The organism is Proteus sp. CD3, assembly GCF_008808075.1.
In the GTDB taxonomy this organism is placed as follows: domain Bacteria; phylum Pseudomonadota; class Gammaproteobacteria; order Enterobacterales; family Enterobacteriaceae; genus Proteus; species Proteus appendicitidis.
In genome coordinates, this window is sequence record NZ_CP019686.1 from 961,352 (window position 1) to 984,299 (window position 22,948).

The window sequence follows — 22,948 nt, forward strand, 5'->3', positions numbered from 1 at the left end:
CCCCGCACTTAATGAGAGGAAGCAAATTTTAAGGTGACAGGCATACCTTGGCGCAATGCGTCATCAGCATCCGTTACCACCACTCTGAGGCGATACACTAAATCGGTTCTTAACTCCGGTGTTTCAACGCTTTTTGGAGTAAATTCGGCTGTTGGTGAAACAAAACCAATCGTACCGTGATAAGGCTTATCTTTACGTCCATCGGTATAGAGATAAACTTCTCGATTAGGAACAGCTTCGCTTAAGTGAGTTTCACTGATATAAGCTCTGACCCAAACAGGGTTAGTTAATGATACCGTAAATACTGGGCTTCCAGCCGATAACATAGTACCGGGTTCCACAGCACGAGTTAGCACAGTACCTTGTGATGGAGAAATTAATTGCGTGTCTTGGAGGTTTAATTCAGCTTGAGCAACGGCGGCTTTAGCTTGTATAACTTGTCCTTTCGCCGCATCAATGTCTTCTTTTCGATAACCATTTTGATACTGATTAAGCTTATCTTGCGCTGCTTTTAAGGCGGCTGCCGCTTGATTGCGATTATTTCTCGCACTATCTAAATCATTGGCTGAAATTACTTTTCGGTTAGCAAGATCTTGCTGGCGTTTATAAAAATTTTCTGCATATTGCCAAGCGGCTTGCTTTAATGACACATCAGATTGAGCTTGGGCAATTTCTTCAGTGCGATATCCCGCTTCCATTAAAGCTAGCGACGCAATTGCACTATCACGCTCACCATAAGCTTTATTTAGTGCATTGCGATAGGGCGCATCATCAAGCTTACCTAATAATTGCCCTTTTTGAACAGGAGCGCCTTCATCAACTTGTAATGTGTCTAATCTTCCAGCCACACGAAAACTAAGGTTGACTGTACGTATATCGACATTGCCATAGAGTACTAATTCAGACTCTTTGTTTTCTTCGTAATAATAGATACCTGCAACAATACCGATAATAATCATTAAGATAATAAACAAACTGACTTTTTTAGTTTTCATAATAACTCTATTTATGCGTGATGGTTGTTAGTGTAAATCTCTCTTAATCCATTGAGTAATAAAGTAATATGAGTTTTTAACGTATTGGAGATAATCTGATACTCATTTTTACCAATTCTATCCCATCCTGTTTGTCTTAGGATAGTTTCCCTGACTAAACGAAATGATAGCACTTCTCCCAATATAGCGTGAGTATGTAACATCGTTGCAGGTAGTGCAGCATCTAAACCAATATAAATAGCTAATAGCTTGTTTACACGCGTTAAAAGAGGCGATAACGCTTGCTGGTGGATCAAGGAATATGCTTCGGTTGGAACAAGCTGTTCCCTTGCCATAATGCGACTAAGATGAATATTTTCTTTATCAAGCACAAGGCGGGCATATTGCAAAAAGCTATCTGTAATAAGCGTTTGCAGTAAAGGGAGATGTTCTGCTGGGTTAGGTCGTTCAAGAAATTCGTCAAGAATGACCACTGTCGGTTCAAAATCAAGGCGAATAAGATCAGCAATATGTTGTGCAACGGCGAGATATAGCCCTTCTTTAGACCCAAAATAATAAGCGATAGCGGCAATATTTTGTTGAGCAGCTTGTGCAATTTGGCGTGTTGTGGCGGCATCTGGCCCATTTTTACCAAAGATCTCACATGCAGCTTCCAATAATTGTCGTTTTGCTAGTTCACCACGCGTCGTCTTCTGTTGGGTGTCTGACATAATAGAAGATACCTTACTTAAGTAAAATGTAACAAAACCAATGATATTAAAAACAGCGATAACAAGGCGTATTATATTAGATGATATTGAACAATAGGGAAAATTTGTGATAAATAATCAAATAAAGCTGATGTGTAATAAAAAAAGTGTAATCTATTATTGAAAATTATTTTTGTATTCTGAATATAGCAAAAACTGTTAGAATAGGGGTTATTAGGTTAACCTAACAAGGTTCATTCTCTTTCATCACTGTCTATACCTAGAAATGATAGTACCTATAGAGTAATAGTACCTATAGATTGACAGTATGAAAGCCCGTCATTTTTAATTTCAATCACCGTGTTATACGTTCTGGTTGTAGGAGACTACTGTTTTGACCGATTTTACATCGCTTGGTTTAAGTGAGGCGCTTCTCCGCGCTATTGATGAACAAGGGTATAAAACCCCAACCCCTATTCAACAGCAGGCGATTGAGCCGATTTTGGCGGGTAAAGACGTATTAGCAAGTGCGCAAACAGGCACAGGTAAAACAGCAGCTTTTACATTACCAATATTGGAAAAGTTATCTCAATCAGCAGTAAAAACAAAAGGTCGCCAACCTGTTAAAGCGCTGATTTTGACACCAACGCGCGAGCTTGCGGCTCAAATTGCTGAAAACGTAAAAGCGTATAGCCGTTATATTCCTATTCGTTCGTTAGTCGTGTTTGGTGGTGTGAGCATTAACCCACAAATGATGAAGTTACGTGGCGGTGTTGATGTACTGATTGCAACACCGGGACGTTTACTCGATCTTGAACATCAAAATGCAGTTGATCTTTCTCGCGTTGAAGTTTTAGTGCTTGATGAAGCTGATCGTATGTTAGATATGGGCTTTATCCACGATATTCGCCGAGTGATTAGCAAATTACCGAAAAAACGTCAAAACTTACTGTTTTCAGCGACGTTTTCTAAAGAGATCACAGGGCTTGCCAATTCACTCTTAAATAACCCAGTGAGCATTTCGGTTGCACCAAAAAACTCGGCTGCTGAATCTGTTGATCAATATGTTCATTTAGTGGATAAAAAACGTAAAACAGAGTTGTTATCACACTTAATTGGTTTAGAAAATTGGCCACAAGTGCTTATTTTTACGCGTACTAAACACGGCGCGAATAAGCTTGCTGAACATTTAAATGCAGATGGAATTAAATCGGCTGCTATTCACGGTAATAAAAGCCAAGGTGCAAGAACGCGCGCTTTAGCTGACTTTAAAGATGGCAAATTAAAAGCGTTAGTCGCAACAGATATTGCGGCTCGTGGTCTTGATATCGACCAACTGCCTTATGTGGTCAATTTTGAATTACCGCAAGTGGCAGAAGATTATGTTCACCGTATTGGTAGAACCGGTCGTGCAGCTGCAACGGGTAAGGCTATTTCGCTTGTTTGTGTTGATGAACATGGTTTATTAGCGGATATTGAACGTTTATTAAAACGCGAAATTCCACGTTTAGCATTAGAAGGTTACGATCCTGATCCTTCAATTAAAGCAGCACCTTTACATAAAAAACCAAAGAATAATGCCCCGCGTAGAAGTGGTGGTAATCATGGTCGTGCAGATATTCGTGGTAAAGACAATCGCAATAATAGTCGTAGAGACGGTGATAGCGAAGGTAAAGAGTCTGGACGTAATAAAAATAAAGAAAACTACCGTAACAAAGATGGCTCTCGTACCGGAAAATTAGGGCCTCGTCGTTCACGTAAAAGTGATGAAGGTAGTGATAATCAAAGCCCTTGGTCAAAAGCTAGAAAAGAGTTTTGAGGTTAAAAAGTGCGAGTTCTATTAGCGCCAATGGAGGGGGTTTTAGACCCCCTAGTGAGAGAATTACTCACTTCGATTAACGATTACGATCTCTGTATTACAGAGTTTGTACGAGTTGTAGACTCATTACTGCCAACGAAAGCGTTTTATCGCTTATGCCCTGAATTGCAAACAGAAAGCCGCACTAAAAGTGGAACATTGGTGCGAGTGCAATTATTAGGACAACATCCACAATGGTTGGCTGAAAATGCCTTTAGAGCGGTTTCTTTAGGCTCTTGGGGCGTTGATTTAAATTGCGGTTGCCCTTCAAAAACAGTCAATGGTAGTGGCGGTGGCGCTTCACTTCTAAAACAGCCAGAAACGATTTATCAAGCAACAAAAGCAATGCGTGACGCAGTGCCTTTAGAGTTACCTGTATCTGTTAAAGTGAGACTAGGCTGGGATTCTTCAGCGCATAGTCATGAAATTGCCGATGCTGTGGTACAAGGTGGAGCTACGGAAATCACTATACATGGCAGAACAAAAGAAGATGGCTATAATGCGGAAAAAATTAATTGGCAAGCCATTGGAGATATTCGTCAAAGGCTTTCAATCCCTGTGATTGCTAATGGTGAAATTTGGAACCGTGAAGATGCATTAGCCTGTTTAGCCACAACAGGTTGTGATGCGATAATGATTGGTCGTGGTGCCATGAATACCCCTAACTTAAGCCGTGTTGTCAAGGGCATAGAAGCTAGAATGCCTTGGCAAGAGGTTATTGAATTATTAAAGCGCTATGTTCGTTTAGAAAAGCGCGGCGATACGACGATTTATCATGCATCACGTATTAAGCAGTGGTTTAGCTATTTACGCAAAGAGTATCCAGAGGCAGATGAGTTATTTAGGCAAATTCGAACACTAAAAACCTCACCAGAAATTGCGGTTGCAATAGAAGCGTTGTAGTTTAAAAATTCGCTCATTCGATAAAAAATAGTGCTAATCAATTAGCACTATTTTTTTGTCTGATAAGCCATAATCTCTCTATTTATCTTAAATATAATGTTACTTATCTCCAATAATTGGAAAAAATAACTATTTCGACTTACACTCAATAAGTGACAATTTTAGGTATGTTGTTTATATCATAACTATTTTTAGGGGGAAATATGGGAATTATTGCTTGGGTTATCTTTGGTCTGATTGCAGGTATTTTAGCGAAATTCTTAATGCCTGGCTCTTATGATATTGGTCTGATATGGACCTGTATTCTGGGTATTGTCGGTGCGGTTGTTGGTGGCGCAATTAGTAGCTTCTTTGGCAAAGGCAAAGTGGATGGTTTTAACTTTGGTAGTTTTGTTGTCGCTGTCATTGGTGCCATTGTCGTGCTCTATCTTGCAAAAGTATTTGCAAGCTAATGTTTTCGCATCAAATAGTTATTGATAATAAACCCGCATAATGCGGGTTTACTTTTTCTAAGGCAAAAACCAATTAAATTAGCATTCACAAGGCAGGGCGCTTTCAGCACCCCATTGCGCCCAAGAACCGTCATAAAGCGCAATAGATTGGCAACCTAATACCGTTAACGCTAAAAATAAAATTGCTGCTGTCATACCAGAGCCACAAGTGACAATAATCGGTTGTGATAAATTCACACCTGCGAGTTCAAAAATTTGTTTTAGCTCTGCGTTGCTTTTCAATTGCCCATTAACAACAAGCTCATTCCACGGAACGTTTTTACTGCCAGGAATATGCCCACTGCGTAACCCCGGGCGAGGCTCCGGCGCTCTGCCATAAAAACGATCAGCAGAACGTGCATCAACCATCTGTTTTTGCTTGGTCGCGAGATTATCAAGAAGTTGCTGTTTATTGGCATAACGTTGGGCGTGACGTTCAACCACAAAAGGTGAAGTTGCTGGCGTAGCAATAGCTTCACCTTGTTGGGTTTCAAATCCAGCATCAATCCATGCTTGTAGACCGCCAGCAAGAATACGCACATTACGACAACCTAATGTTGTCAGTGTCCACCAACCTCGTGGCGCTGAAAATAAATTGCCTTGATCATAAATAATGACTGTTGTGGTATTAGAAATACCTAGTTGCGTCAAGGTTTCTGAAAATAACGCATCGGATGGCAACATATGTGGCAATGTTGTTGTTTTATCGGCAATCTCATCTAAGTTAAAAAAATGAGCATGAGGAATATGACGCTCAAGATAATATTTTTGATAATCAATATCTTGTGTTGGCATTGGTGCGCTAACATCAAGGATCACAAGGTCGCTATCATTTTGATGTTCAAATAGCCACTGGGGCGTGACAAAGTAATCATATTCCATAGTGCAACCTCATTTATTTTGTGGACGGTGAACTGTCGGGTATTGCTGGAAATTGTTGTGCTGGCGATGTTTCAGGTAGCGCTTGTTTGTCTTCTATTGGTGTAGTTGAACGGGTATAAATATTTAATCCCGCAAGGAAAACGCCACCGATAGAGCCAAAAGCAAGTAGTGCGATAATAACGATAATTATTTTTTTCATAATGTTCATTTGCAGATGAATGTTGCGCAAAAGTATATCGAGATATGAGGTTGAAACAAGCGCTAAGTCTCCAAATTGAGGAAAAATACAGAATAAAAAAGAGACGTTCTATCGCGTTAAATAGGATGAATAAAGATGTAAAAAAGGCTATTTACCTACATAAATAGCCTTAATTGCAGTACAAGTTGTGTTATTGGTTTCAATCAAAGGTTACAGTCAATGATAAGAAAAAATCCCTTAAATTCAGGAGTAAATGAATTTAAGGGAAAGGGGTAACGCAACTTAAGACTTCATTTAAAATACAACGCAATTTTTACGAGTAGAGGAACCAGAATGTCATTGCTAAGTTCACAATGGCAGCCACAGCCATAGGAATAGCGGTTCGCTTAACGATTTGGAATGGTGAAACATTCGCAATACCTGCAATGGCAACAATGGCTGCGGTAATCGGTGAAACCGTACGACCAAAGCTTGTCATGATTTGCATTGGTAAAATTAAGGTAATGACATCCACTTTTAAGAAGGCTGCAATTTTTGGTGTTAAGGCTGCAAATGAGAAGAAAGCAGCATTACCAGAACCCATTAAGAATGCGGCTAATGCAAGGATCGCACTCATCACAATAATCATCGCGGCAATACCAAAACCCGCATCTTGAGCAGAGCTAATGAGTGTATCGACAGCACCACTTTTTAGTAATCCGTTCGCAAAGAATTCACCAGATACAATAAGTGATACCACTAAGACAAATTGCTTACCCATACCTTCGAAGAACAACATAAAGCTGTTCATCACCGCTTTTGCATCACGTAAGCGAACATATTCAAAAAGAAGTGCAATTACTGTACTAATGATCATTGCCGTGGTGACTTCTAATTTAATATAAGGGTGCAGCAAAGGGCTGAAGCCGATAATTAGAATTAAAGGGATCACAGGTAATAAGGCATAAGACAGTGGAATTTTGTTTCCTTCTTCTTTTACGGCATCAATTGTTGTTGGGTCAAAAACAAATCCTTCACGTTTATCCCACCAGCGTTGAATAAAGAAATGGGTGATCGCAACAGCAATAATAATAGGAATAGTAATAGGTAACTGGTGCTGAACAAAATAAACGGCAGGTTCAATATCCGCTGTTTTTGCCGCCATAATGACGTTACCAGAGCCGGGACCATGGTCGATAAATTGGCAACATCCAATAACCGCTAAAGCAGAAAGAGGGCTAATACCAGAACGAATTAAAATCGGATACATGGTGACCATTAATAGCATTCCCAAACCAGCATGACTTGGAATAAAAATAACCAAGATTTGGGTAACTAAAAATGAAATAACCAAAAGTAAATAAGGCGATTTAATTGCTTTTAAAGGTTTTTCAAAAATAGCGAATAAAGCACGGCTTGCGCCAACGTGTTCCATATAACGAGAGAAACCCGCAATAGCCATTAATGTTAAACCTAGCCCCGCTAAGCGAGAACTCATAATATCCGTAAAGATTTGGAAAATATCAAAATACTTAAATTGCGTTGATTTATTTTCTGGTAATAACGGATTAAGGTCGAGAGAAGCCGTCAGGAGCAATAGCAACAAGCCCCCGAGTAATAATACTGGCTGAGGCTTATAACCTCTAGCCAGTAAATAAACCACCAACGCTGTTACCAGCGCGGCAATGATTAAACCTGTCATAGTGAATTCCCCGGTAATGGTGCAATATTTTTGTTATTTGTTTAATGCTGAAAAAGCTTGTGTAATATCTGCAATGAGATCTTCTGTTGCCTCCAGACCAATATGTAAACGCACAAAAGGACCATGCCCTTCGCGCCAATCAGAGGCACTTCTTGCCCCAACAACATTGGCAGGTAAAGCAAGGCTTTCAAATCCGCCCCAAGATGCCCCAATACCAAAAAGCTCAAGAGCATCAATAAATTGTTCTGATTGTTTAGCGGTATAACCTTGTTTAAATTCAATGGTTAATAAACCATTGCTACCTTTACAATCACGTTTCCATAAATCATGACGAGGGTGATTAGGTAATTCAGGGAACCACACTTTTTCAACTTCAGGGCGTGTTTCTAGCCATTGCGCAATAGCAAGAGCCGATTTTCCATGAGCGGCAATACGTTGCCCCAGTGTTCTCATACCACGAAGCACTAATGCTGCATCATCAGGGCTACTGGCTTGGCCTAATGCTTCAGGCAATGCACCAATTTTTTCCCATGCTTTTTCATTTGCAACCATAATGCCCATCATCACATCAGAGTGGCCGCATAAATATTTAGTCGCTGCAATAACTGAGACGTCGGCACCTAATTCCAATGGGTTATAAAGCCATGCGGAACCCCATGTATTATCAACACCAACAGGAATATTTCTTTCATGCGCAATACGGCAGATTTCAGGTAAATCAAGCATTTCATAAAGTAATGAACCTGGTGATTCGACAAAAATAAGCTGTGTATTGTCTTGAATTTTTTGCTCAAAATCTGAACCGTCTGTTTTAAAGAAGCTATAAGCAATATTATTGGGTTCAAGAAAAGCGGAGGCAATTTTACGCACAGGTTCATAAACAGAGTCTGCAAATAAAACATGACCACCACTACGCGCATATCCCATAATGGTTACTGCGATAGCAGCCAATCCGGTAGGGAACAATTGAGCGCGATGACCACCTTCTAGCTCAGTCACTAACGCTTCCAGTGCAAAAGCGGTTTCAGTACCACGCGCGCCGTAACTCAATACGCGTTCTGTCGCACGACGATCACGGACATCACGCCAGCTTTTAATAGAATCAAAAACAATAGTACTGGCTCTCATAACGGGTGGATTAACTGGACCTGAGGTTTTAATTTCTTGGCGTCCACTGTGTATTAGTTTTGTTTGTTTATTTTGTTTCATTATTAATATCTCCAAATATAGAAATAGAGTTCCCCGGTAATTAAATAAAACCTTTAATTACTTTTTGCTCTGCGCTTATTCTGTTTCTATTATTTATAACAAACTTATTTATTTTTAAAATAGCTATTTTTTAAAAATGATGATCTTCCTCTAACTTTTTAGCATTAATTATTCTAATTAAATCTTAAATAACATTTAAGATTCAAAAGTTATAAGTAATAAATAAAGAATTATTTATAACGTATTGAATTGATGTTATTTTTTAATTGATTAGAAATATTTTAAATTAGATTAAAATTATCAAAGTGTTTTTATTGAGATTATATTGCATAAATAAAATAACAATCTAACAAGTCGTTTGATTAAAAAAACGATTTTTTTATTATTCTTTTAACAGGGGAAATAATTATGGGAACCAGTGTTTTCGATTCGGTTTTATTAAAGAATTTATGGTCAACAGAAGAAATGAGAACTATTTTTTCTGATAAAACCAGAATGCAAAATTGGCTTGATTACGAAGCCGCATTAGCGATTGAGCAAGCTGAATTAGGTTTGATCCCAAAAGATGCTGCAAAAGTGATTGCAGATACCGCAAAGCTTGAAAAGCTTGATATGGATTATATCTTAGAACAAGTGCGTTTGACGCGCCATCCATTAGTGCCAACTATTCGCGGTTTAGAACATGCTTGCCCTGAACATTACGGTGAATATGTTCACTTTGGTCCCACCACACAAGATGTGATTGATACAGGTCTTGTACTGCAACTTAAAGATGCTCATCAAACTTTCCTTCGTGATATCAAAATATTAGGTCGTTCATTATTATCATTAAGTGAAAAACACCGAAATACACCTATGGTAGGACGCACATTAGCACTACAAGCATTGCCAATTACTTTTGGCCATAAAACTGCGATTTGGTTAACAGAATTAGCGCGTCATTATCAACGTCTTAAAGAAATTGAACCGCGTTTATTTGTTGGTAGTGTCGTGGGTGCTGTGGGCACAAAAGCCTCTTTAAGTGATAAAGCCGATGAATTAGAAGCGCGTGTGTTAAAACGCTTAGGCTTAGATGTACCTGAAATTTCATGGCAACCTGCGCGTGATAGATTCAGCGAATATGGCATGTTGATTGGCTTAATTAGCGGTACATTAGGTAAAATTGCTAATGAAATTTTGATATTAGCACATAACGAAATTGATGAATTATCAGAGCCTTTCAGTAAAGGGCAAGTTGGCTCTTCGACGATGCCTCATAAGCGCAATCCGGCTATTGTTGAAAATGCCGCTTGTGTCAGCAACACCTTAAAAGCAAACCTTTCTGTTTTAACCGATATGATGAAACATCAACACGAACGTGATGGCGCAATCTGGAAAATGGAATGGAAAATCATGCCAGAACTGTGCCTAATGCTGTCTGTTATTTTTGATAATATGAAAACAGTATTAGGCGGGTTAAATGTTCATGTTGAAAAAATGCGCAAAAATATGGATATTTTGGGCGGCTTTATGCTGGCTGAACGAGTGATGTTTGCATTATCTGATAAAGCAGGTAAACAAACGGCACATGAAATTGTGTATGAAGCATCAATGTCAGGGCAAGAAGAGGGTATTACTTTTGTAGAAGCGATTAATCGTGATACCCGTATTCGTGATCATATTACGCAAGAAGAACTTGATGCCTTGTTAGATCCAACGACTTATGTGGGGAATGCGCCAGCTCAGGTTGATCGCGTTGTCGCACAAACCAAAGCCTCTGGCTGGTTAAATGACTAAGTGACTTAATTACATCCAACCTTCTTATTATCTAAAAGCCGGTGATATTGCTGGCTTTTTCTTATCTATTTCGAGGTGTTTATGACATTAAGTCAGCAGTTAGCGCAATTTATTACTACAACCACATTTTCTGATTTACCCGCACAAGTGGTGAGCCGAGCCAAAATTCATCTATTAGATACATTAGGCGTTGCTTTGGCTGGCAGTGTGCAACAAAGTGCAATTCAAGGGCGACAAGGTGTTGCTTTTTTACCTGATAGTCAAGGTGATATCCCGATTTGGGGAAGTTCACAAACGGCAAGTACAATCGTAGCAGCCCTTGCCAATGGTATTGCAGCTCATGCTTTAGATTTTGATGATACACATACCGATTCCATTACACATGGTAGTGCAGTATTAACGCCGATTGCTTTTGCATTGGGTGAAGCTATCGGTGCATCATCACAAGATATTTTAACGGCATGGGTGATTGGCTGGGAAGTTGCTGCCAGAGTAGGCTTAGCAAGTCATAGCGGATTTCATCAGCGTGGTTTTCATGCCACCGCAATTGCCGGTATTTTTGGTGCAACGGCTTGTGCCGCTTCACTATTAAAATTAACGCCTGAACAAACTGTGAATGCATTAGGGTTAACAGGAAGCCAAGCCGGAGGAGTGGCTGAATATCTTACTAATAGTTCATCTTCTAAATGCTTTCATGCGGGATGGGCTGCGCAATCAGGTATTATCGCAGCATCATTAGCAAAAGGTGGAATGACAGGCCCTGAAACAATATTTGAAGGTCGTTATAGCCTTTATCAAACACATGGTATCCGAGAGCAAGCGCAACCAGAGCAAGTCGCATTGGGATTAGGTCAGGTATGGGAATTTTTAAATGTCTCTATTAAACCTTACCCGGTGTGCCATTTTGCTCATGCAACGGTTGATTGCGGGCGTAATTTGCTGAAAAAAGGGATCACCGCTGATGATATCGAGAGTGTCGAGTGTGTTGTCGATCCGGTAGCGGCTGCCTTGATTTGCGAGCCACCTGAAACAAAATGGGCGCCTCAAACAGCTTATGGCGCTAAATTTAGTTTGCCGTGGTTATTTGCTGCGGGCTTTTTAGATAATGCTTTAACGCTATCTTCATTATTACCTGAAAACCTCCAACGGGAAGATATTCAATCGTTAGCGAAGCGGGTAAGTTATCGTTATCCCGAAAAAGGAGAAATTCCATTTCCTACCTATTTCCCCGGATTAATTTTCGTAACATTAAAAAATGGCGAGAAGCTCACGGAGAGATTAGATATTCAGTATGGTAATCCGAAAAATCCAATGGTAGATAAAGATGTGATCAGTAAATTTTACGATAATGCATCTTTGGTGATAGACGCTGAACAATCGGCACAATTAGTTGAAAAAATACTACATTTCGACAATGTAACCATTTCAGAAATAACACAATTATTACGTGTTAAAGAATAGAAGGTTAAGCCGGAATAATACAAATAAGATGGTTGTATGAAGGATTGGTTTTATCTACCAATCCTTTATCTATTGCCTTGCACACATAAATTCGGATGTACAAACTATCTTTTCCCCAATTTTCACCGTACCTGAAAAGCTCACAATAGTGCGTCGTTGCCGGCGAAATTGGATCTCAATAAGTAGCTGATCGCCTGCTTTTACCACATCATAAAACCGAGCATTTTTTATGCTGGCAAAGTAGCATCGCTGATCTTCACCCATGGGTGAAAGATAGTAATGTGCAAGAATGCCCGAAGCTTGAGCCATGCTTTCAAGGAGTAATAAAGGTGGGTAAAACTCGCCAAAAACAACGGTGTCATTGGTTGTGATATTTTTAATGGCGGTTAATTTGCCACTGGCAAGTTCAGCGGGTGTGGAAATAACGCGATCAATTAATAAGAATGGATAACGATGAGGCAATATTTCCATTATTTCACTGACGGAAATGGGCATACATTTTCTCCTCGTTATGATGATAGAACAAATCGTTTTTACAATAAAGGTGGCTATTATTCCATTCTTATTCAATATGGTACAGTATTGAGCTATGTTTTAGATAAGAAATTCTGGTTAAGTAGATAACAAAGACCAGAATAAGAAAAATCCAGCCTTTGTTATTTCTAAATAAGAATAGCTTATTAATCAAGGCGAGCAATAATTTGGCGTAAATCGTTCATTGCTGCTTCATTTAGTGGCTCTTGCGGCAAAATAGGGGAGCCAACTTCAAAACCTTGAATATTTAGGGATGCTTTAATACATGATGCGAGCGAGTATTTTGTAAACGCTTCATTGATTTGCCACATCTCTTTTTGTTTTGCTAATGCTGTATCAAAATCGCCTTTTGTTGCGAGTTCATACAGCTCAACACATTGCTTTGGTAATACACAAGCTGGTCCTGCCATCCAACCTACACCGCCAAGTTTTAACACTAACAACGGAATATGAGCTGAAGCACTAAATATTTTAACGCGCTCGCCAAAAGTATTGATCATGGTGAGTAAGCGACCTGTATTGCTTGATGCATCTTTAATATATTCAATATTCGGGATATAGCTAAGTTCATTGAATAAAGAAATAGGAAGGACATCACCCAAAAGCCCCGGATTGGTATAAATGGTCATGGATTTTTCAGGAAACGCTTCGGCGATAGTTTGGAAATAACCCGCTTGTGCAGTTTCGCTTAATGGGTACATTTTTTGTGAAATCAATACCATGCCATCAACGCCTAATTGGGCATATTGTTCAGCTTGATGACAAGCATCTGCGGTTGAAAAGCCCGCAACACCCGCAATAACAGGAACACGACCTGCTGTTTGATCAACAGTAATACGCACAATTTCATTTCGTTGCGCTTGAGAGAGATAAGCGTATTCCCCTGTGCTACCTAAGGGGCTTAAACCATGAACGCCACACGCGATCAAATGATCGATCAATCGACGCAATGAGGATTCAAGAACAGTGCCTTTTGTTTGATCAATAGGGGAAACAAGATAAGGAAAAATACCATGAAAATGGGTCATAATCGGTGTCCTATTTTAATATGTTATTGCAATGATTTTATCTATTTTGGTTATTCTTGTTGCAGCGTGATATCTGCATGATTAATCACTTCATTTTGTTCGTTTTTTAATGAGTCAAACAGAATTTGTGCCGCTTTCCCTGGGCTATTAGAATTAAAATAAAGGTTATAACGGATCGCGGGTAAAGCTGGTAAACCTTCTTTTTCGCCTAATATACGTAAATCATCACCTGAAAGCTCTATGGAACGCGCCATAATGCCTAAACCGGCACGTACTGCGGCTCTGGCTCCTGAAAGCGTTGTCGCAACATAAGCGATCCGCCAACGAATACCTTGTTGATCAAGGTGATTTATCATCATATCGCGGTAAGTGCTAGGTTCATCTAATACAACTAATGGTAGAGGTTCATCAAGATCAAACCTGAAGTGTTTTCCGCAATACCATAAGGAGGGGGAAACGCGTAATACAATTTTTGGATAACCCACATGTTCTTCGGTAGAAATAGCTAAATCAAGCTCGTTATTTTCTAACATAGACATTAAAAACGGGCTACGTTTAACAATAATTTCCATAATCAAACGAGGATAGGCACCAGAAAAACGTGCGAGGAGATCCGGTAAAATCGTGTTGGCGGTGTCATCGGGAGAGCCAATTTTTAAGATCCCATCAATCTCTTCATGCATCAATGAAAGACACGCTTCATCATTCAAACGTAAAATACGGCGAGCGTAATTAAGCAGTTGTGTACCGGCTTCTGTCAGTGTTTTATTTCGACCTTGGCGAGCAAACAGCTCTTTGCCTATCAGTGATTCAAGCCGTTGCATTTGCTGGCTTACAGCAGATTGTGTACGACAAACAGATTCTGCTGCTGCTGCAAAGGTATTTCCATCGACAACAGCAACAAAGGTTCGGAGTAAATCAAGTTCTAAGTTAAAAATAGGGCGCTTTGCGGAAGTCATTATAGATATCTCTTAACTGGTGTTGTTGTGCTTAATAGAACAAAAGAAAAATATTTTTATAAGACTATTTTGGATGTTACGTAATCAATACTCATACTATGAAGAGTTGAATGAATAATCCATAACAAAGAGCAATAATTTCGAGAAGTTATCCATTCTTTGATGAAAAAGGAGAGTAAATGAAGGTAACTACTGATTTTTATACAGTGTTATGAGACAATAGCGCCTTTCTTGAAATCAGTTACAGAGTGGTTATGTCCCTTTCGCAATCCGTTAAAAATCAAATAAGTCAGTGGTATAAAGCCTTACCAGAACATATTGAAGGGTTTATTCCTCGAGCGCCACAGCGTGAAATGATTGCTGAGGTAGCCAAGACTTTTTCTGATGAAATGGGACGCCATCTTGTTATTGAAGCCCCAACTGGCGTGGGTAAAACACTCTCTTATCTTATTCCGGGTATTGCAATTAGCCGTGATGAGAAAAAACCACTGATAATCAGTACGGCAAATGTGGCACTGCAAGATCAAATTTATAGTAAAGATCTGCCATTACTTAAAAAAATCATTCCTGATCTTACGTTTACTGGCGCTTTTGGTCGTGGGCGTTACTTATGCCCTCGTAATTTAGATGCAATTTGTGCAACGGAAGGCGAGCAAATTGACTTAATGTTTTTGCTTGAAGATAAAGTGGATGTGGCGACCAGCGCAGAAAGGGATATTTGCCAAGAACTCAAAAATGATTTTACCAGTTTCGGTTGGGATGGTTTACGTGATCATCATAAACGAGCGCTAACAGACAGTTTATGGCGTAAAATCAGTACTGATAAAATGAATTGCTTAGGGCGTAATTGCCAATACTATCATCGTTGTCCTTTCTTTATTGCACGTCGTGAAATTGACGAAGTCGATGTGGTTATTACCAATCATGCTTTAGTGATGGCGGCAATGGAAAGTGAATCCGTGTTGCCTGATGCTAAAAATCTGCTTTTAGTACTTGATGAAGGGCATCATATTCCTGATGTTGCGCGAGATGCCCTTGAAGTCGAAGGAGAAATAACCTTAGTTTCCCTTAATAATCAGCTTGATAATATCACTCGACATGTTAGCCAATATTTAGCGCAATTTATTCCTGTAAAACCGCCTAAATTGGCTGATCCTATTCGTTTTGATGCGCATATTGCTAAGTTACGTGAAGCCTATCAAGAGGTTGATACATTCACGCGAGCGCTATTACCTGAGCGCAGTGAACAAGATGAATATCTCTTTCCATTGGGGGAATTACCTGAACAACTTCTGTTAAGTTGCCAGACATTATTTAAACTAACGGATGGTTTAAAAATGCTGGGCGAAGCGATTTTAAACGATTTAACAGAACGGACAGCAAAAGAAGATGTTGTGCGTTTACATCGTGCCATTTTAACTACCAGTAGGATGGTGGGTTATTTAGAAAATATGGCGAAACTTTGGCGCTTAGCCACATTAGAGCAAACCTCAAAAGCACCAGTATCCAAATGGTTAACTCGCCGTTACGATAAAAAACAGTCTCATCTCTATTTTCATTGTGCAGGTATTCGGGTTAGTGAACAATTGACGCAATTATTATGGAAAAATATTCCTCATGTGGTGATTACGTCTGCAACATTACGTTCATTAAATAGCTATTCTCGTATCCAAGAATTGACGGGGTTAAGCGAGCAATTTGATGATCGCTTTATTACGTTGTCTTCACCTTTTGAGCATCAAAAGCAAGGCAAACTCGTGATCCCCAAAATGCACTATGAGCCAACTATGCTCCATGAACGTAATCATTTAAAAGAGATGGCTCGTTATTTTCGCCAAGAAATGCAAGAGAATAATCACCGAGGGCAATTGGTTTTATTTAGCAGCCAACGTGCAATGGAAGGCTTTTTAGAAGAAGTGAAAGATTTGCGTTTATGCTTATTAGTGCAAGGTGATCAGCCACGCTATCGATTAGTTGAAACACATTGCAAGCGCATTGATGCGGGTGATAATAGTGTCTTAATTGGCTTACAATCTTTTGCTGAAGGGTTAGATTTAAAAGGCGATTATCTAACGCAGGTACATATCCATAAAATTGCTTTTCCTCCAGTGACTGATCCGGTGATTGTAACTGAAGGAGAATGGTTAAAATCACTCAAACGCTATCCTTTTGAAGTGCAAAGCTTACCCAGTGCATCGTTTAATTTAATTCAGCAAGTTGGACGCCTTATTCGTAGTCATCATTGCCACGGCGAAATTGTTATTTATGACCGACGTCTGTTAACTAAAAACTACGGTTCACGCTTATTAACGGCACTGCCGGTTTTTCCAATTTATCAACCGGATATGCCTAAAGAGAAAGACAAATAAAAAAGGCTACCTAAAAAATAGGCAGCCTTTTAACGTCATAATAGTGATTTTTTATTAAGAATTAGTTCTCAATATTGGCTTCAATAAACCATAAGAACTTATCAAGATCACGCGATGCAGCAGTAAACATATCGGCAGTATCTTCGTCTTCAACTTCGTCAATAGCTTTACGAATATCATTAGCAACAACTGCATAACGATCAGCCAGTGCTTTTAGATGATCTTGCACATCATGAATATCCAGTGGATAAGCTTTCAGTGGTGTTTTTTTACCGACAACTTGCGCGGTGCCTAATACTGTGCCACCTAATTGAACAACACGCTCTGCGAACTCATCTGTGTGCTGATTAATGGTATCGCGGAAGCCATCAACCATCTCATGAACAGAAATAAAGTTTCTGCCACGCATATTCCAGTGCGCTTGTTTTGTGATGAGAGATAGGTCGATAAACTGCGTCACCATCTGTTGCAATAATTCAATAGCGTGCAGTTTTACACTGTCATCAAGGTTATTACGGGTATAAAGCAGAGTTGAAGGTGTGGATTTGACTAATTTAGCAGTACTCATAATCGTTCTCCCTAAATAATTAATAACTCAATATCTTAATTTCTGTTAATGATGATAGTAAATTATTAATGGTTAGTCTTATCGATTGATACTATTAAATTGATAGGTCATCTATTAAAAAAATCTAATCTATCGAAATAGTCTATTTAGAGTAAGACAATGAGCGAAAAATAGCAATGATAGGTCAGTAAAGTTATTATTTAATAAGTAAAAAGGATCATAAGATCCTTTTACATTAATATTGATTTTTTACTGAGTAAAATGAGTTAAATATCTATTTTACTTCTTCAATTTTGGTTTTGCTTTTCATTGTCGCTGTTGAACCAATAGAGGCTAATACAATAAAGGCTAAGGCAACCCATTGTATTAACGTCAAATGTTCGTGTAAGAAAATAATACCAATAAAGGCACCCATACAAGGCTCTAAGCTCATTAAAGTACCAAATGTTTTGGCGGGTAAACGTGTTAGAGCAATCATTTCTAAGGTGTAAGGAAATGCGGTCGATAAAATTGCAATGGCTAATGCAATCGGCAAAATTGACCAACTAAACATAATGTCAGGGCTACTTTGTAACATACCAATAGGAACGAAAATAAAGGCAGCAACTAGAGAGCCAATTGAAACCGTTGCCGCACCGTAGCCTTTACCTGCACGTTGTCCGAATACAATATATAACGCCCAACCGACACCCGCACCCAGCGCATAAAGAATACCTAGAGGATCTAACCCGTGAATATTATCGCCAATAGGTAGCAATAATCCTAAGCCTGCAATGACTAAAATTATCCATAAAAAGTCGATGGCTCTGCGCGATGAAAACATAGCAACAGCTAAAGGACCTGTAAATTCAAGGGCAACTGCAATCCCTAAAGGAATGGTTTCAAGAGCAAGGTAGAAAAGGTAATTCATTGCCCCTAAAGATAAACCATATAGAAATAGTGGCATAATTGACTCGCGGTTAAATTTGAGTCGCCATGGCTTAAAGATAAAAAATAGGATCAAAGTACCCAATAATAGACGTAACGCTGTTACTGCTGGGGCGCCAATAACAGGAAATAGGCTTTTAGCAAGGGATGCGCCGCTTTGAATTGAAAGCATGGAGAGAAGCAAAAGAAGCACAGGGTAAAACACCTGTAATTTAGCTGAGTGTCTGGCTGACAACATCCTATAAAACCTCATCAATAATTAATCGTTATGTGTTCTCTGTTGGCAGATAACAAAGGATCGCATAATATAAAATAAAATCACCTGCTTTAATATAGCTATTCATTAATAAATATTTTTTGTTTTAATTTAGTTGAATGAGATTAGCTAAAATATAACTTAATTTATTTTTAATAAAATAAAAAATAATTTCTCATAAATATAAGTATTAATGATGATTAAATATATATATGAAATAAAAAGCGTAAAAACACTTTTTTTAACCTTTTTTATTAAAAACACCTTCAGTATAATTCCAAGCTCGATTTAACTAGCTAAAAGAGAATAAAAAATGAGTAAAATAAAATCTATCGCAGTGTATTGTGGTTCTAGTTTAGGTGCTTCAGATATTTATAAAGAACAAGCCATTATTTTTGCCAAAGAGCTAGTTAAACGTAATATTACCTTAATTTATGGTGGTGCTAGTGTCGGCATCATGGGTATTCTCGCTGATACTGTATTAGCCGAAGGCGGAAAGGTGATTGGTGTTATTCCTACGCTATTAGAAGGGCGTGAAATATCGCATAAAAATCTGACTGAACTGCATGTTGTTGAAACCATGCATCAGCGTAAAAGCAAAATGATAGAACTGGCTGGTGGTTTTGTCGCTTTACCTGGTGGTTTCGGTACATTAGAGGAGTTTAGTGAAGTCTTTACATGGAGCCAAATTGGTTTGCACCAAAAACCATTGGGCATACTTAATATTAATCAATTTTACGATCCACTTTTGATGATGATTGATAAAATGGCAGATGAGCAGTTTCTACATGAAAAATATCGCCATATGGCGATTGTGGAACAATGTTCTATTCAATTATTAGATAAATTTGAAACGTATACCGCATCGCCTGTAAAAACCTACAATAAATAAAGGTAAAAAATGATAATAATAAGAAAAGCAATTTTGTCTGATGTAGAAGAAATTAATACGCTTTACACTTGTTTATTTAATGAAATGGCGAATTTACAACCCGATAGATTAAAGCCAGGTAAGCAAGATGAAGCATTTATTATTAATGGAATAAAAAATAATAAGTTTCATCTTTTGGTTGCAGATTTAGATGGCAAAGTGGTTGGATTTAGCATAGCGCAAATTCAAGAAACACCGATGTTTAACTGCTTGGTTCAGCGTAAATACGCTTATATTTATGATATTGCTGTTGACCTTTCTATTCGTAGCCAAGGTACAGGTAGTTTATTATTAACGGCAATGAAAGAGTGGGCTAAATCAGAAAAAATGACGCATCTTGAGTTATCTGTATTAGCTGAAAATGGTGCGGCTAAACGTTTTTACGAGCGTGAAGGATTAAAAGAAGTGAGCACAGTAATGGGAATTGCTTTATAGCAGGAAAAATTTACGTTAATTCTCATAGGATTAAGTGCATAGATAAAAATAAACCCGCTTAAAGGCGGGTTTATTAATTATATTATTCAGCTAAATTGTGGGTTTCCCCGCAATGATCGTACACAATACCCTGACATTTTCAACATCTTCTGCCGATATTTCAAACAGGTTTCTATCTAATACGATTAAATCGGCAAATTTTCCGACTTCTAATGATCCAATTTGTCTATCCATATCTAATGCTTGAGCGGCATTAATGGTAGCCGCACGCAAGACTTCAATTAACGTAAGGTTACGATCATTATCAAGGCGTGGGCTTGCTGCATCTTTTTGGCGAGTCATCGCGACTTTAAAATCGTACCATTCATTAAGTGGATCAATTGGCCAATCACTACCAAAAGCAACAGTAACGCCAGTATCAATAAACTTGCCAGCCGTCTCTAAATAGCCACAGCGAGATTTCCCCAGCATTTCAATATCTTTTTCGATATTACTCTGTTCTACGGCTGCCCATTGGAAGGAGAGGAACGGGTAGGTTTTGAGTTGTGCGAAACGGGCATAATCTTTTTCACACATCAATTCATTATGTGCAAGCCCCGGTCTTATGTCTTTTTCAGGTAAGGCGTTACGCATTGCACTAATCGCATCAAGTGCAGTACTAATTGCACCTTCAGCAACAGTATGAATATGAGGGTGATAACCCGCACGGGCAATTTCTGTGACTAACGGCGTTAAAATTTCAGGTGAGAAATAGAGATCGCCAATATGTTCAGAGTCTTGCCAGTGTGGCGTATCATCTGTGCCAACATTAATACGATAAGGCGAGTGTAAGCGCGCTGTCATAATTGGCGCTTGTAATACACCATCAAGAAAAAGTTTGATATGGCGGATAGCAACACTGGGTTGAGCATCTTCGCTAATTTGATGCCATTGTGAAAAGCGAGTGGCAGCATGGCGTACCGCGTTTGGAATATCTTCAATACAAGGTACATCATCTGGCGTGATTTCAACGGCATTCTCTATGCGCAGGGTTAATTCACCCGCTTGTCTTAACGTGTTGAAGGCGCGTAATTGAGGCTCTCCCACACGAGCATCCATAATAGTGGTTACGCCTTGTTCATTTAATAATTTTTGAACATGGCGAGCTATTTGTAAATTTTGAGCTTCAGTCAGTGGAGGCAAGCTGTCAATGGCTTGCATTGCTGGCGCATCTTCAAGAATACCAATAGGGGTTCTATCACTATCACGTTCAATATTTCCATCAGGTGGATCAGGCGTTTCAGCGGTGATATTTAACAGCGCTAAAGCGCGAGAATTAGCAAGAACACTATGACAATCGCTAGAAAAGAGCAAAATAGGGCGCGTCGTATTTAAAGTATCAAGATGATAACGTGTCATTTGCACACCTTCAGGTTGCATACCTTCACGATACCATGCGGAAACTTTTAACCATTCAGTGTCGCTATCAATATAGTTTTCATCAAGGTATTTCTGAATACGTAATAAAATATCATCGATAGAGAGTGATTGATAATCAAGATGGCAACCCGCTAGTGTTGCGCCTCCCCAGAATGGGTGCATATGTGCATCAATAATGCCCGGCATGACCATTCTTCCCTGTAAATCAATTTGCTCAGTATTTTCATTACAGTAAGAAAGTAGCTCCTCTTTTTTACCTGAAGCAATAATCACACCTTGGCTGATCGCGATAGCATCAACAATATTGTCATTATGATCAGCGGTATAAATAAGCCCGTTGTAATAGAGAGTGTCTGCAATTTGAAATGTCATTCTTCTACCTTGTATTGCTTTTTTAGCACGTAGAATGCGTGCTTAAATGATGATTTTGCTTATAGGGCATCCTGTTGCGTTTTGACGCGGGCGGTCATAGTAGAATTAAATCAGAGTGAATACTACAAGCTTGTTACATCGACTTAACGATGGATATGAATACAACTTAGAGATTGCGTGAAATAAGGTAAGTTTAAAGAAGATAGACTTACCTTATTCAAATATAAGTATGGTTACTTGTCCGGCAAATTGGTGGAGCACACTTCGCAATGTGGATTTTTAGGTAATTTGAATTCACGAAATTGCATTCGCATTGCGTCAAACATCAACACCTTACCATGTAAATGTTCACCATACCCTGTAAGCAGTTTGATGGCTTCAACGGCTTGTAAAGTACCAATTACGCCCACAACAGGTGCCATTATGCCAGCTTCAACGCAGCTTAAAGCATTATCACCAAAAAGATGACTTAAACAGCGGTAGCAAGGCTCCTCATCTTGATAGGTGAATACGCTGATTTGACCTTCCATCCGAATTGCTGCACCAGAAACGAGCGGTTTTTTCTGATGAAAACAGAGACGATTAAGTTGCTCACGGACTGTCACATTATCAGTACAATCCATAACAATATTATGGTGGCTAATAAGCTCTGCTAACGCTTCATCTTCAAGTAACGCATCAACGGTTTCTATCGTGACATGAGGATTAATGGCTTCTAATGTTGCTTTTGCAGATAGTACTTTAGGTTGACCAATCGTGACGTCGCGATGAAGAATTTGGCGCTGAAGATTAGAAAGTGAAACCGTATCAAAATCTAATAAGGTGAGTTTTCCCACTCCCGCGGCTGTAAGATATTGTGAGGCACTACATCCTAAGCCTCCTGCGCCAACAATCAGTACAGAGGCACTTTTCAGCGCCTCTTGACCGTCAAAATCAAAGCCTCTTAATACAATCTGGCGATTGTAACGTAGAGTTTCTTCATCCGTTAATTCAATACTCATAAAGG

Annotated in this window: 21 protein-coding genes; 8 read left to right on the forward strand and 13 right to left on the reverse strand. The window is 39.0% G+C overall.

Going from position 1 to position 22,948, the window contains the following annotated elements; translation table 11 throughout:
• Positions 1-8 precede the first annotated feature (8 nt).
• Entirely contained in the window at positions 9-995 is a 987-nt protein-coding gene (hlyD, locus tag BTA34_RS04300; protein ID WP_151434623.1) for a secretion protein HlyD, read from the reverse strand.
• A gap of 11 nt (positions 996-1,006) precedes the next feature.
• Positions 1,007-1,705, reverse strand: coding sequence for a transcriptional regulator CecR (cecR, locus tag BTA34_RS04305; RefSeq protein WP_151434624.1), 699 nt, complete (start codon positions 1,703-1,705; stop codon positions 1,007-1,009).
• 373 nt (positions 1,706-2,078) lie between these two features.
• On the opposite strand from cecR, the gene rhlE reads away from it, so the two are divergent.
• From rhlE to BTA34_RS04320, 3 genes are all read left to right on the forward strand, one after another.
• Positions 2,079-3,503: an ATP-dependent RNA helicase RhlE gene (rhlE, locus tag BTA34_RS04310; RefSeq protein WP_151434625.1), complete on the forward strand. Its 1,425-nt coding sequence runs from the start codon at positions 2,079-2,081 to the stop codon at positions 3,501-3,503.
• Positions 3,504-3,512: 9 nt separating this feature from the next.
• The gene (gene dusC, locus BTA34_RS04315) at positions 3,513-4,445 is read left to right on the forward strand and encodes a tRNA dihydrouridine(16) synthase DusC (protein ID WP_151434626.1); all 933 of its coding nucleotides are present in this window, start codon (positions 3,513-3,515) and stop codon (positions 4,443-4,445) included.
• A 203-nt stretch (positions 4,446-4,648) separates the two neighbouring features.
• On the forward strand, positions 4,649-4,897 hold the full coding sequence (locus tag BTA34_RS04320) for a GlsB/YeaQ/YmgE family stress response membrane protein (protein ID WP_151434627.1): 249 nt from the start codon (positions 4,649-4,651) through the stop codon (positions 4,895-4,897).
• Between the two features lie 78 nt (positions 4,898-4,975).
• Here the strand turns inward: BTA34_RS04320 and sseA are convergent, their stop codons facing one another.
• The 4 genes from sseA to metC all read right to left on the reverse strand — a co-directional run bounded on the left by sseA (position 4,976) and on the right by metC (position 8,907).
• Complete coding sequence (sseA, locus tag BTA34_RS04325; RefSeq protein WP_151434628.1) at positions 4,976-5,818, reverse strand: 3-mercaptopyruvate sulfurtransferase; 843 nt, start codon at positions 5,816-5,818, stop codon at positions 4,976-4,978.
• Between the two features lie 13 nt (positions 5,819-5,831).
• A complete protein-coding gene (locus BTA34_RS04330) occupies positions 5,832-6,017 on the reverse strand; it encodes a hypothetical protein (RefSeq protein ID WP_151434629.1) in 186 nt (61 codons plus the stop codon).
• 313 nt (positions 6,018-6,330) lie between these two features.
• The gene (gene dcuC, locus BTA34_RS04335; RefSeq protein WP_099075077.1) at positions 6,331-7,698 is read right to left on the reverse strand and encodes a C4-dicarboxylate transporter DcuC; all 1,368 of its coding nucleotides are present in this window, start codon (positions 7,696-7,698) and stop codon (positions 6,331-6,333) included.
• A 33-nt stretch (positions 7,699-7,731) separates the two neighbouring features.
• Positions 7,732-8,907 (reverse strand): cystathionine beta-lyase, encoded by a 1,176-nt coding sequence (gene metC / locus BTA34_RS04340; RefSeq protein WP_151434630.1) that lies wholly within the window; start codon positions 8,905-8,907, stop codon positions 7,732-7,734.
• A 408-nt stretch (positions 8,908-9,315) separates the two neighbouring features.
• Between metC and purB the strand changes: the two genes are divergently transcribed.
• Together purB and BTA34_RS04350 are read left to right on the forward strand one after the other, a co-directional pair.
• Positions 9,316-10,683 (forward strand): adenylosuccinate lyase, encoded by a 1,368-nt coding sequence (gene purB / locus BTA34_RS04345; protein ID WP_151434631.1) that lies wholly within the window; start codon positions 9,316-9,318, stop codon positions 10,681-10,683.
• Positions 10,684-10,764: 81 nt separating this feature from the next.
• Positions 10,765-12,144, forward strand: coding sequence for an MmgE/PrpD family protein (locus tag BTA34_RS04350; RefSeq protein WP_151434632.1), 1,380 nt, complete (start codon positions 10,765-10,767; stop codon positions 12,142-12,144).
• Between the two features lie 69 nt (positions 12,145-12,213).
• Here BTA34_RS04350 and fabZ read toward each other — a convergent pair whose 3' ends face one another.
• The 3 genes from fabZ to BTA34_RS04365 form a co-directional block, all read right to left on the reverse strand.
• The gene (gene fabZ, locus BTA34_RS04355; protein WP_151434633.1) at positions 12,214-12,639 is read right to left on the reverse strand and encodes a 3-hydroxyacyl-ACP dehydratase FabZ; all 426 of its coding nucleotides are present in this window, start codon (positions 12,637-12,639) and stop codon (positions 12,214-12,216) included.
• Between the two features lie 185 nt (positions 12,640-12,824).
• Positions 12,825-13,706 (reverse strand): dihydrodipicolinate synthase family protein, encoded by an 882-nt coding sequence (locus tag BTA34_RS04360; protein WP_151434634.1) that lies wholly within the window; start codon positions 13,704-13,706, stop codon positions 12,825-12,827.
• Positions 13,707-13,756: 50 nt separating this feature from the next.
• Positions 13,757-14,665: a LysR family transcriptional regulator gene (locus tag BTA34_RS04365; RefSeq protein ID WP_151434635.1), complete on the reverse strand. Its 909-nt coding sequence runs from the start codon at positions 14,663-14,665 to the stop codon at positions 13,757-13,759.
• A gap of 254 nt (positions 14,666-14,919) precedes the next feature.
• Here BTA34_RS04365 and dinG point away from each other — a divergent pair, with 254 nt between their 5' ends.
• Positions 14,920-17,034, forward strand: a complete 2,115-nt coding sequence (dinG, locus tag BTA34_RS04370; RefSeq protein ID WP_151434636.1) for an ATP-dependent DNA helicase DinG — start codon at positions 14,920-14,922, stop codon at positions 17,032-17,034.
• Positions 17,035-17,095: 61 nt separating this feature from the next.
• Here dinG and dps read toward each other — a convergent pair whose 3' ends face one another.
• Entirely contained in the window at positions 17,096-17,602 is a 507-nt protein-coding gene (dps, locus tag BTA34_RS04375; RefSeq protein WP_151434637.1) for a DNA starvation/stationary phase protection protein Dps, read from the reverse strand.
• Positions 17,603-17,876: 274 nt separating this feature from the next.
• Positions 17,877-18,767, reverse strand: a complete 891-nt coding sequence (rhtA, locus tag BTA34_RS04380) for a threonine/homoserine exporter RhtA (RefSeq protein WP_151434638.1) — start codon at positions 18,765-18,767, stop codon at positions 17,877-17,879.
• A 331-nt stretch (positions 18,768-19,098) separates the two neighbouring features.
• Between rhtA and BTA34_RS04385 the strand changes: the two genes are divergently transcribed.
• Entirely contained in the window at positions 19,099-19,677 is a 579-nt protein-coding gene (locus tag BTA34_RS04385; protein ID WP_151434639.1) for a TIGR00730 family Rossman fold protein, read from the forward strand.
• 9 nt (positions 19,678-19,686) lie between these two features.
• On the forward strand, positions 19,687-20,151 hold the full coding sequence (locus BTA34_RS04390) for a GNAT family N-acetyltransferase (protein WP_151434640.1): 465 nt from the start codon (positions 19,687-19,689) through the stop codon (positions 20,149-20,151).
• Positions 20,152-20,241: 90 nt separating this feature from the next.
• Here the strand turns inward: BTA34_RS04390 and BTA34_RS04395 are convergent, their stop codons facing one another.
• Together BTA34_RS04395 and moeB are read right to left on the reverse strand one after the other, a co-directional pair.
• Positions 20,242-21,942, reverse strand: coding sequence for an amidohydrolase (locus BTA34_RS04395; RefSeq protein ID WP_151434641.1), 1,701 nt, complete (start codon positions 21,940-21,942; stop codon positions 20,242-20,244).
• A 233-nt stretch (positions 21,943-22,175) separates the two neighbouring features.
• Positions 22,176-22,943, reverse strand: coding sequence for a molybdopterin-synthase adenylyltransferase MoeB (moeB, locus tag BTA34_RS04400; protein ID WP_151434642.1), 768 nt, complete (start codon positions 22,941-22,943; stop codon positions 22,176-22,178).
• Between the last annotated feature and the right edge of the window lie 5 nt (positions 22,944-22,948).

Coding starts and splice junctions, on each gene's coding strand:
- hlyD (WP_151434623.1), bottom strand. CDS start 995: ATGAAAACTAAAAAAGTCAGTTTGTTTATTATCTTAATGATTATTATC.
- cecR (WP_151434624.1), bottom strand. CDS start 1,705: ATGTCAGACACCCAACAGAAGACGACGCGTGGTGAACTAGCAAAACGA.
- BTA34_RS04320 (WP_151434627.1), top strand. CDS start 4,649: ATGGGAATTATTGCTTGGGTTATCTTTGGTCTGATTGCAGGTATTTTA.
- sseA (WP_151434628.1), bottom strand. CDS start 5,818: ATGGAATATGATTACTTTGTCACGCCCCAGTGGCTATTTGAACATCAA.
- BTA34_RS04330 (WP_151434629.1), bottom strand. CDS start 6,017: ATGAAAAAAATAATTATCGTTATTATCGCACTACTTGCTTTTGGCTCT.
- dcuC (WP_099075077.1), bottom strand. CDS start 7,698: ATGACAGGTTTAATCATTGCCGCGCTGGTAACAGCGTTGGTGGTTTAT.
- metC (WP_151434630.1), bottom strand. CDS start 8,907: ATGAAACAAAATAAACAAACAAAACTAATACACAGTGGACGCCAAGAA.
- purB (WP_151434631.1), top strand. CDS start 9,316: ATGGGAACCAGTGTTTTCGATTCGGTTTTATTAAAGAATTTATGGTCA.
- BTA34_RS04350 (WP_151434632.1), top strand. CDS start 10,765: ATGACATTAAGTCAGCAGTTAGCGCAATTTATTACTACAACCACATTT.
- fabZ (WP_151434633.1), bottom strand. CDS start 12,639: ATGCCCATTTCCGTCAGTGAAATAATGGAAATATTGCCTCATCGTTAT.
- BTA34_RS04360 (WP_151434634.1), bottom strand. CDS start 13,706: ATGACCCATTTTCATGGTATTTTTCCTTATCTTGTTTCCCCTATTGAT.
- BTA34_RS04365 (WP_151434635.1), bottom strand. CDS start 14,665: ATGACTTCCGCAAAGCGCCCTATTTTTAACTTAGAACTTGATTTACTC.
- dinG (WP_151434636.1), top strand. CDS start 14,920: ATGTCCCTTTCGCAATCCGTTAAAAATCAAATAAGTCAGTGGTATAAA.
- dps (WP_151434637.1), bottom strand. CDS start 17,602: ATGAGTACTGCTAAATTAGTCAAATCCACACCTTCAACTCTGCTTTAT.
- rhtA (WP_151434638.1), bottom strand. CDS start 18,767: ATGTTGTCAGCCAGACACTCAGCTAAATTACAGGTGTTTTACCCTGTG.
- BTA34_RS04385 (WP_151434639.1), top strand. CDS start 19,099: ATGAGTAAAATAAAATCTATCGCAGTGTATTGTGGTTCTAGTTTAGGT.
- BTA34_RS04390 (WP_151434640.1), top strand. CDS start 19,687: ATGATAATAATAAGAAAAGCAATTTTGTCTGATGTAGAAGAAATTAAT.
- BTA34_RS04395 (WP_151434641.1), bottom strand. CDS start 21,942: ATGACATTTCAAATTGCAGACACTCTCTATTACAACGGGCTTATTTAT.
- moeB (WP_151434642.1), bottom strand. CDS start 22,943: ATGAGTATTGAATTAACGGATGAAGAAACTCTACGTTACAATCGCCAG.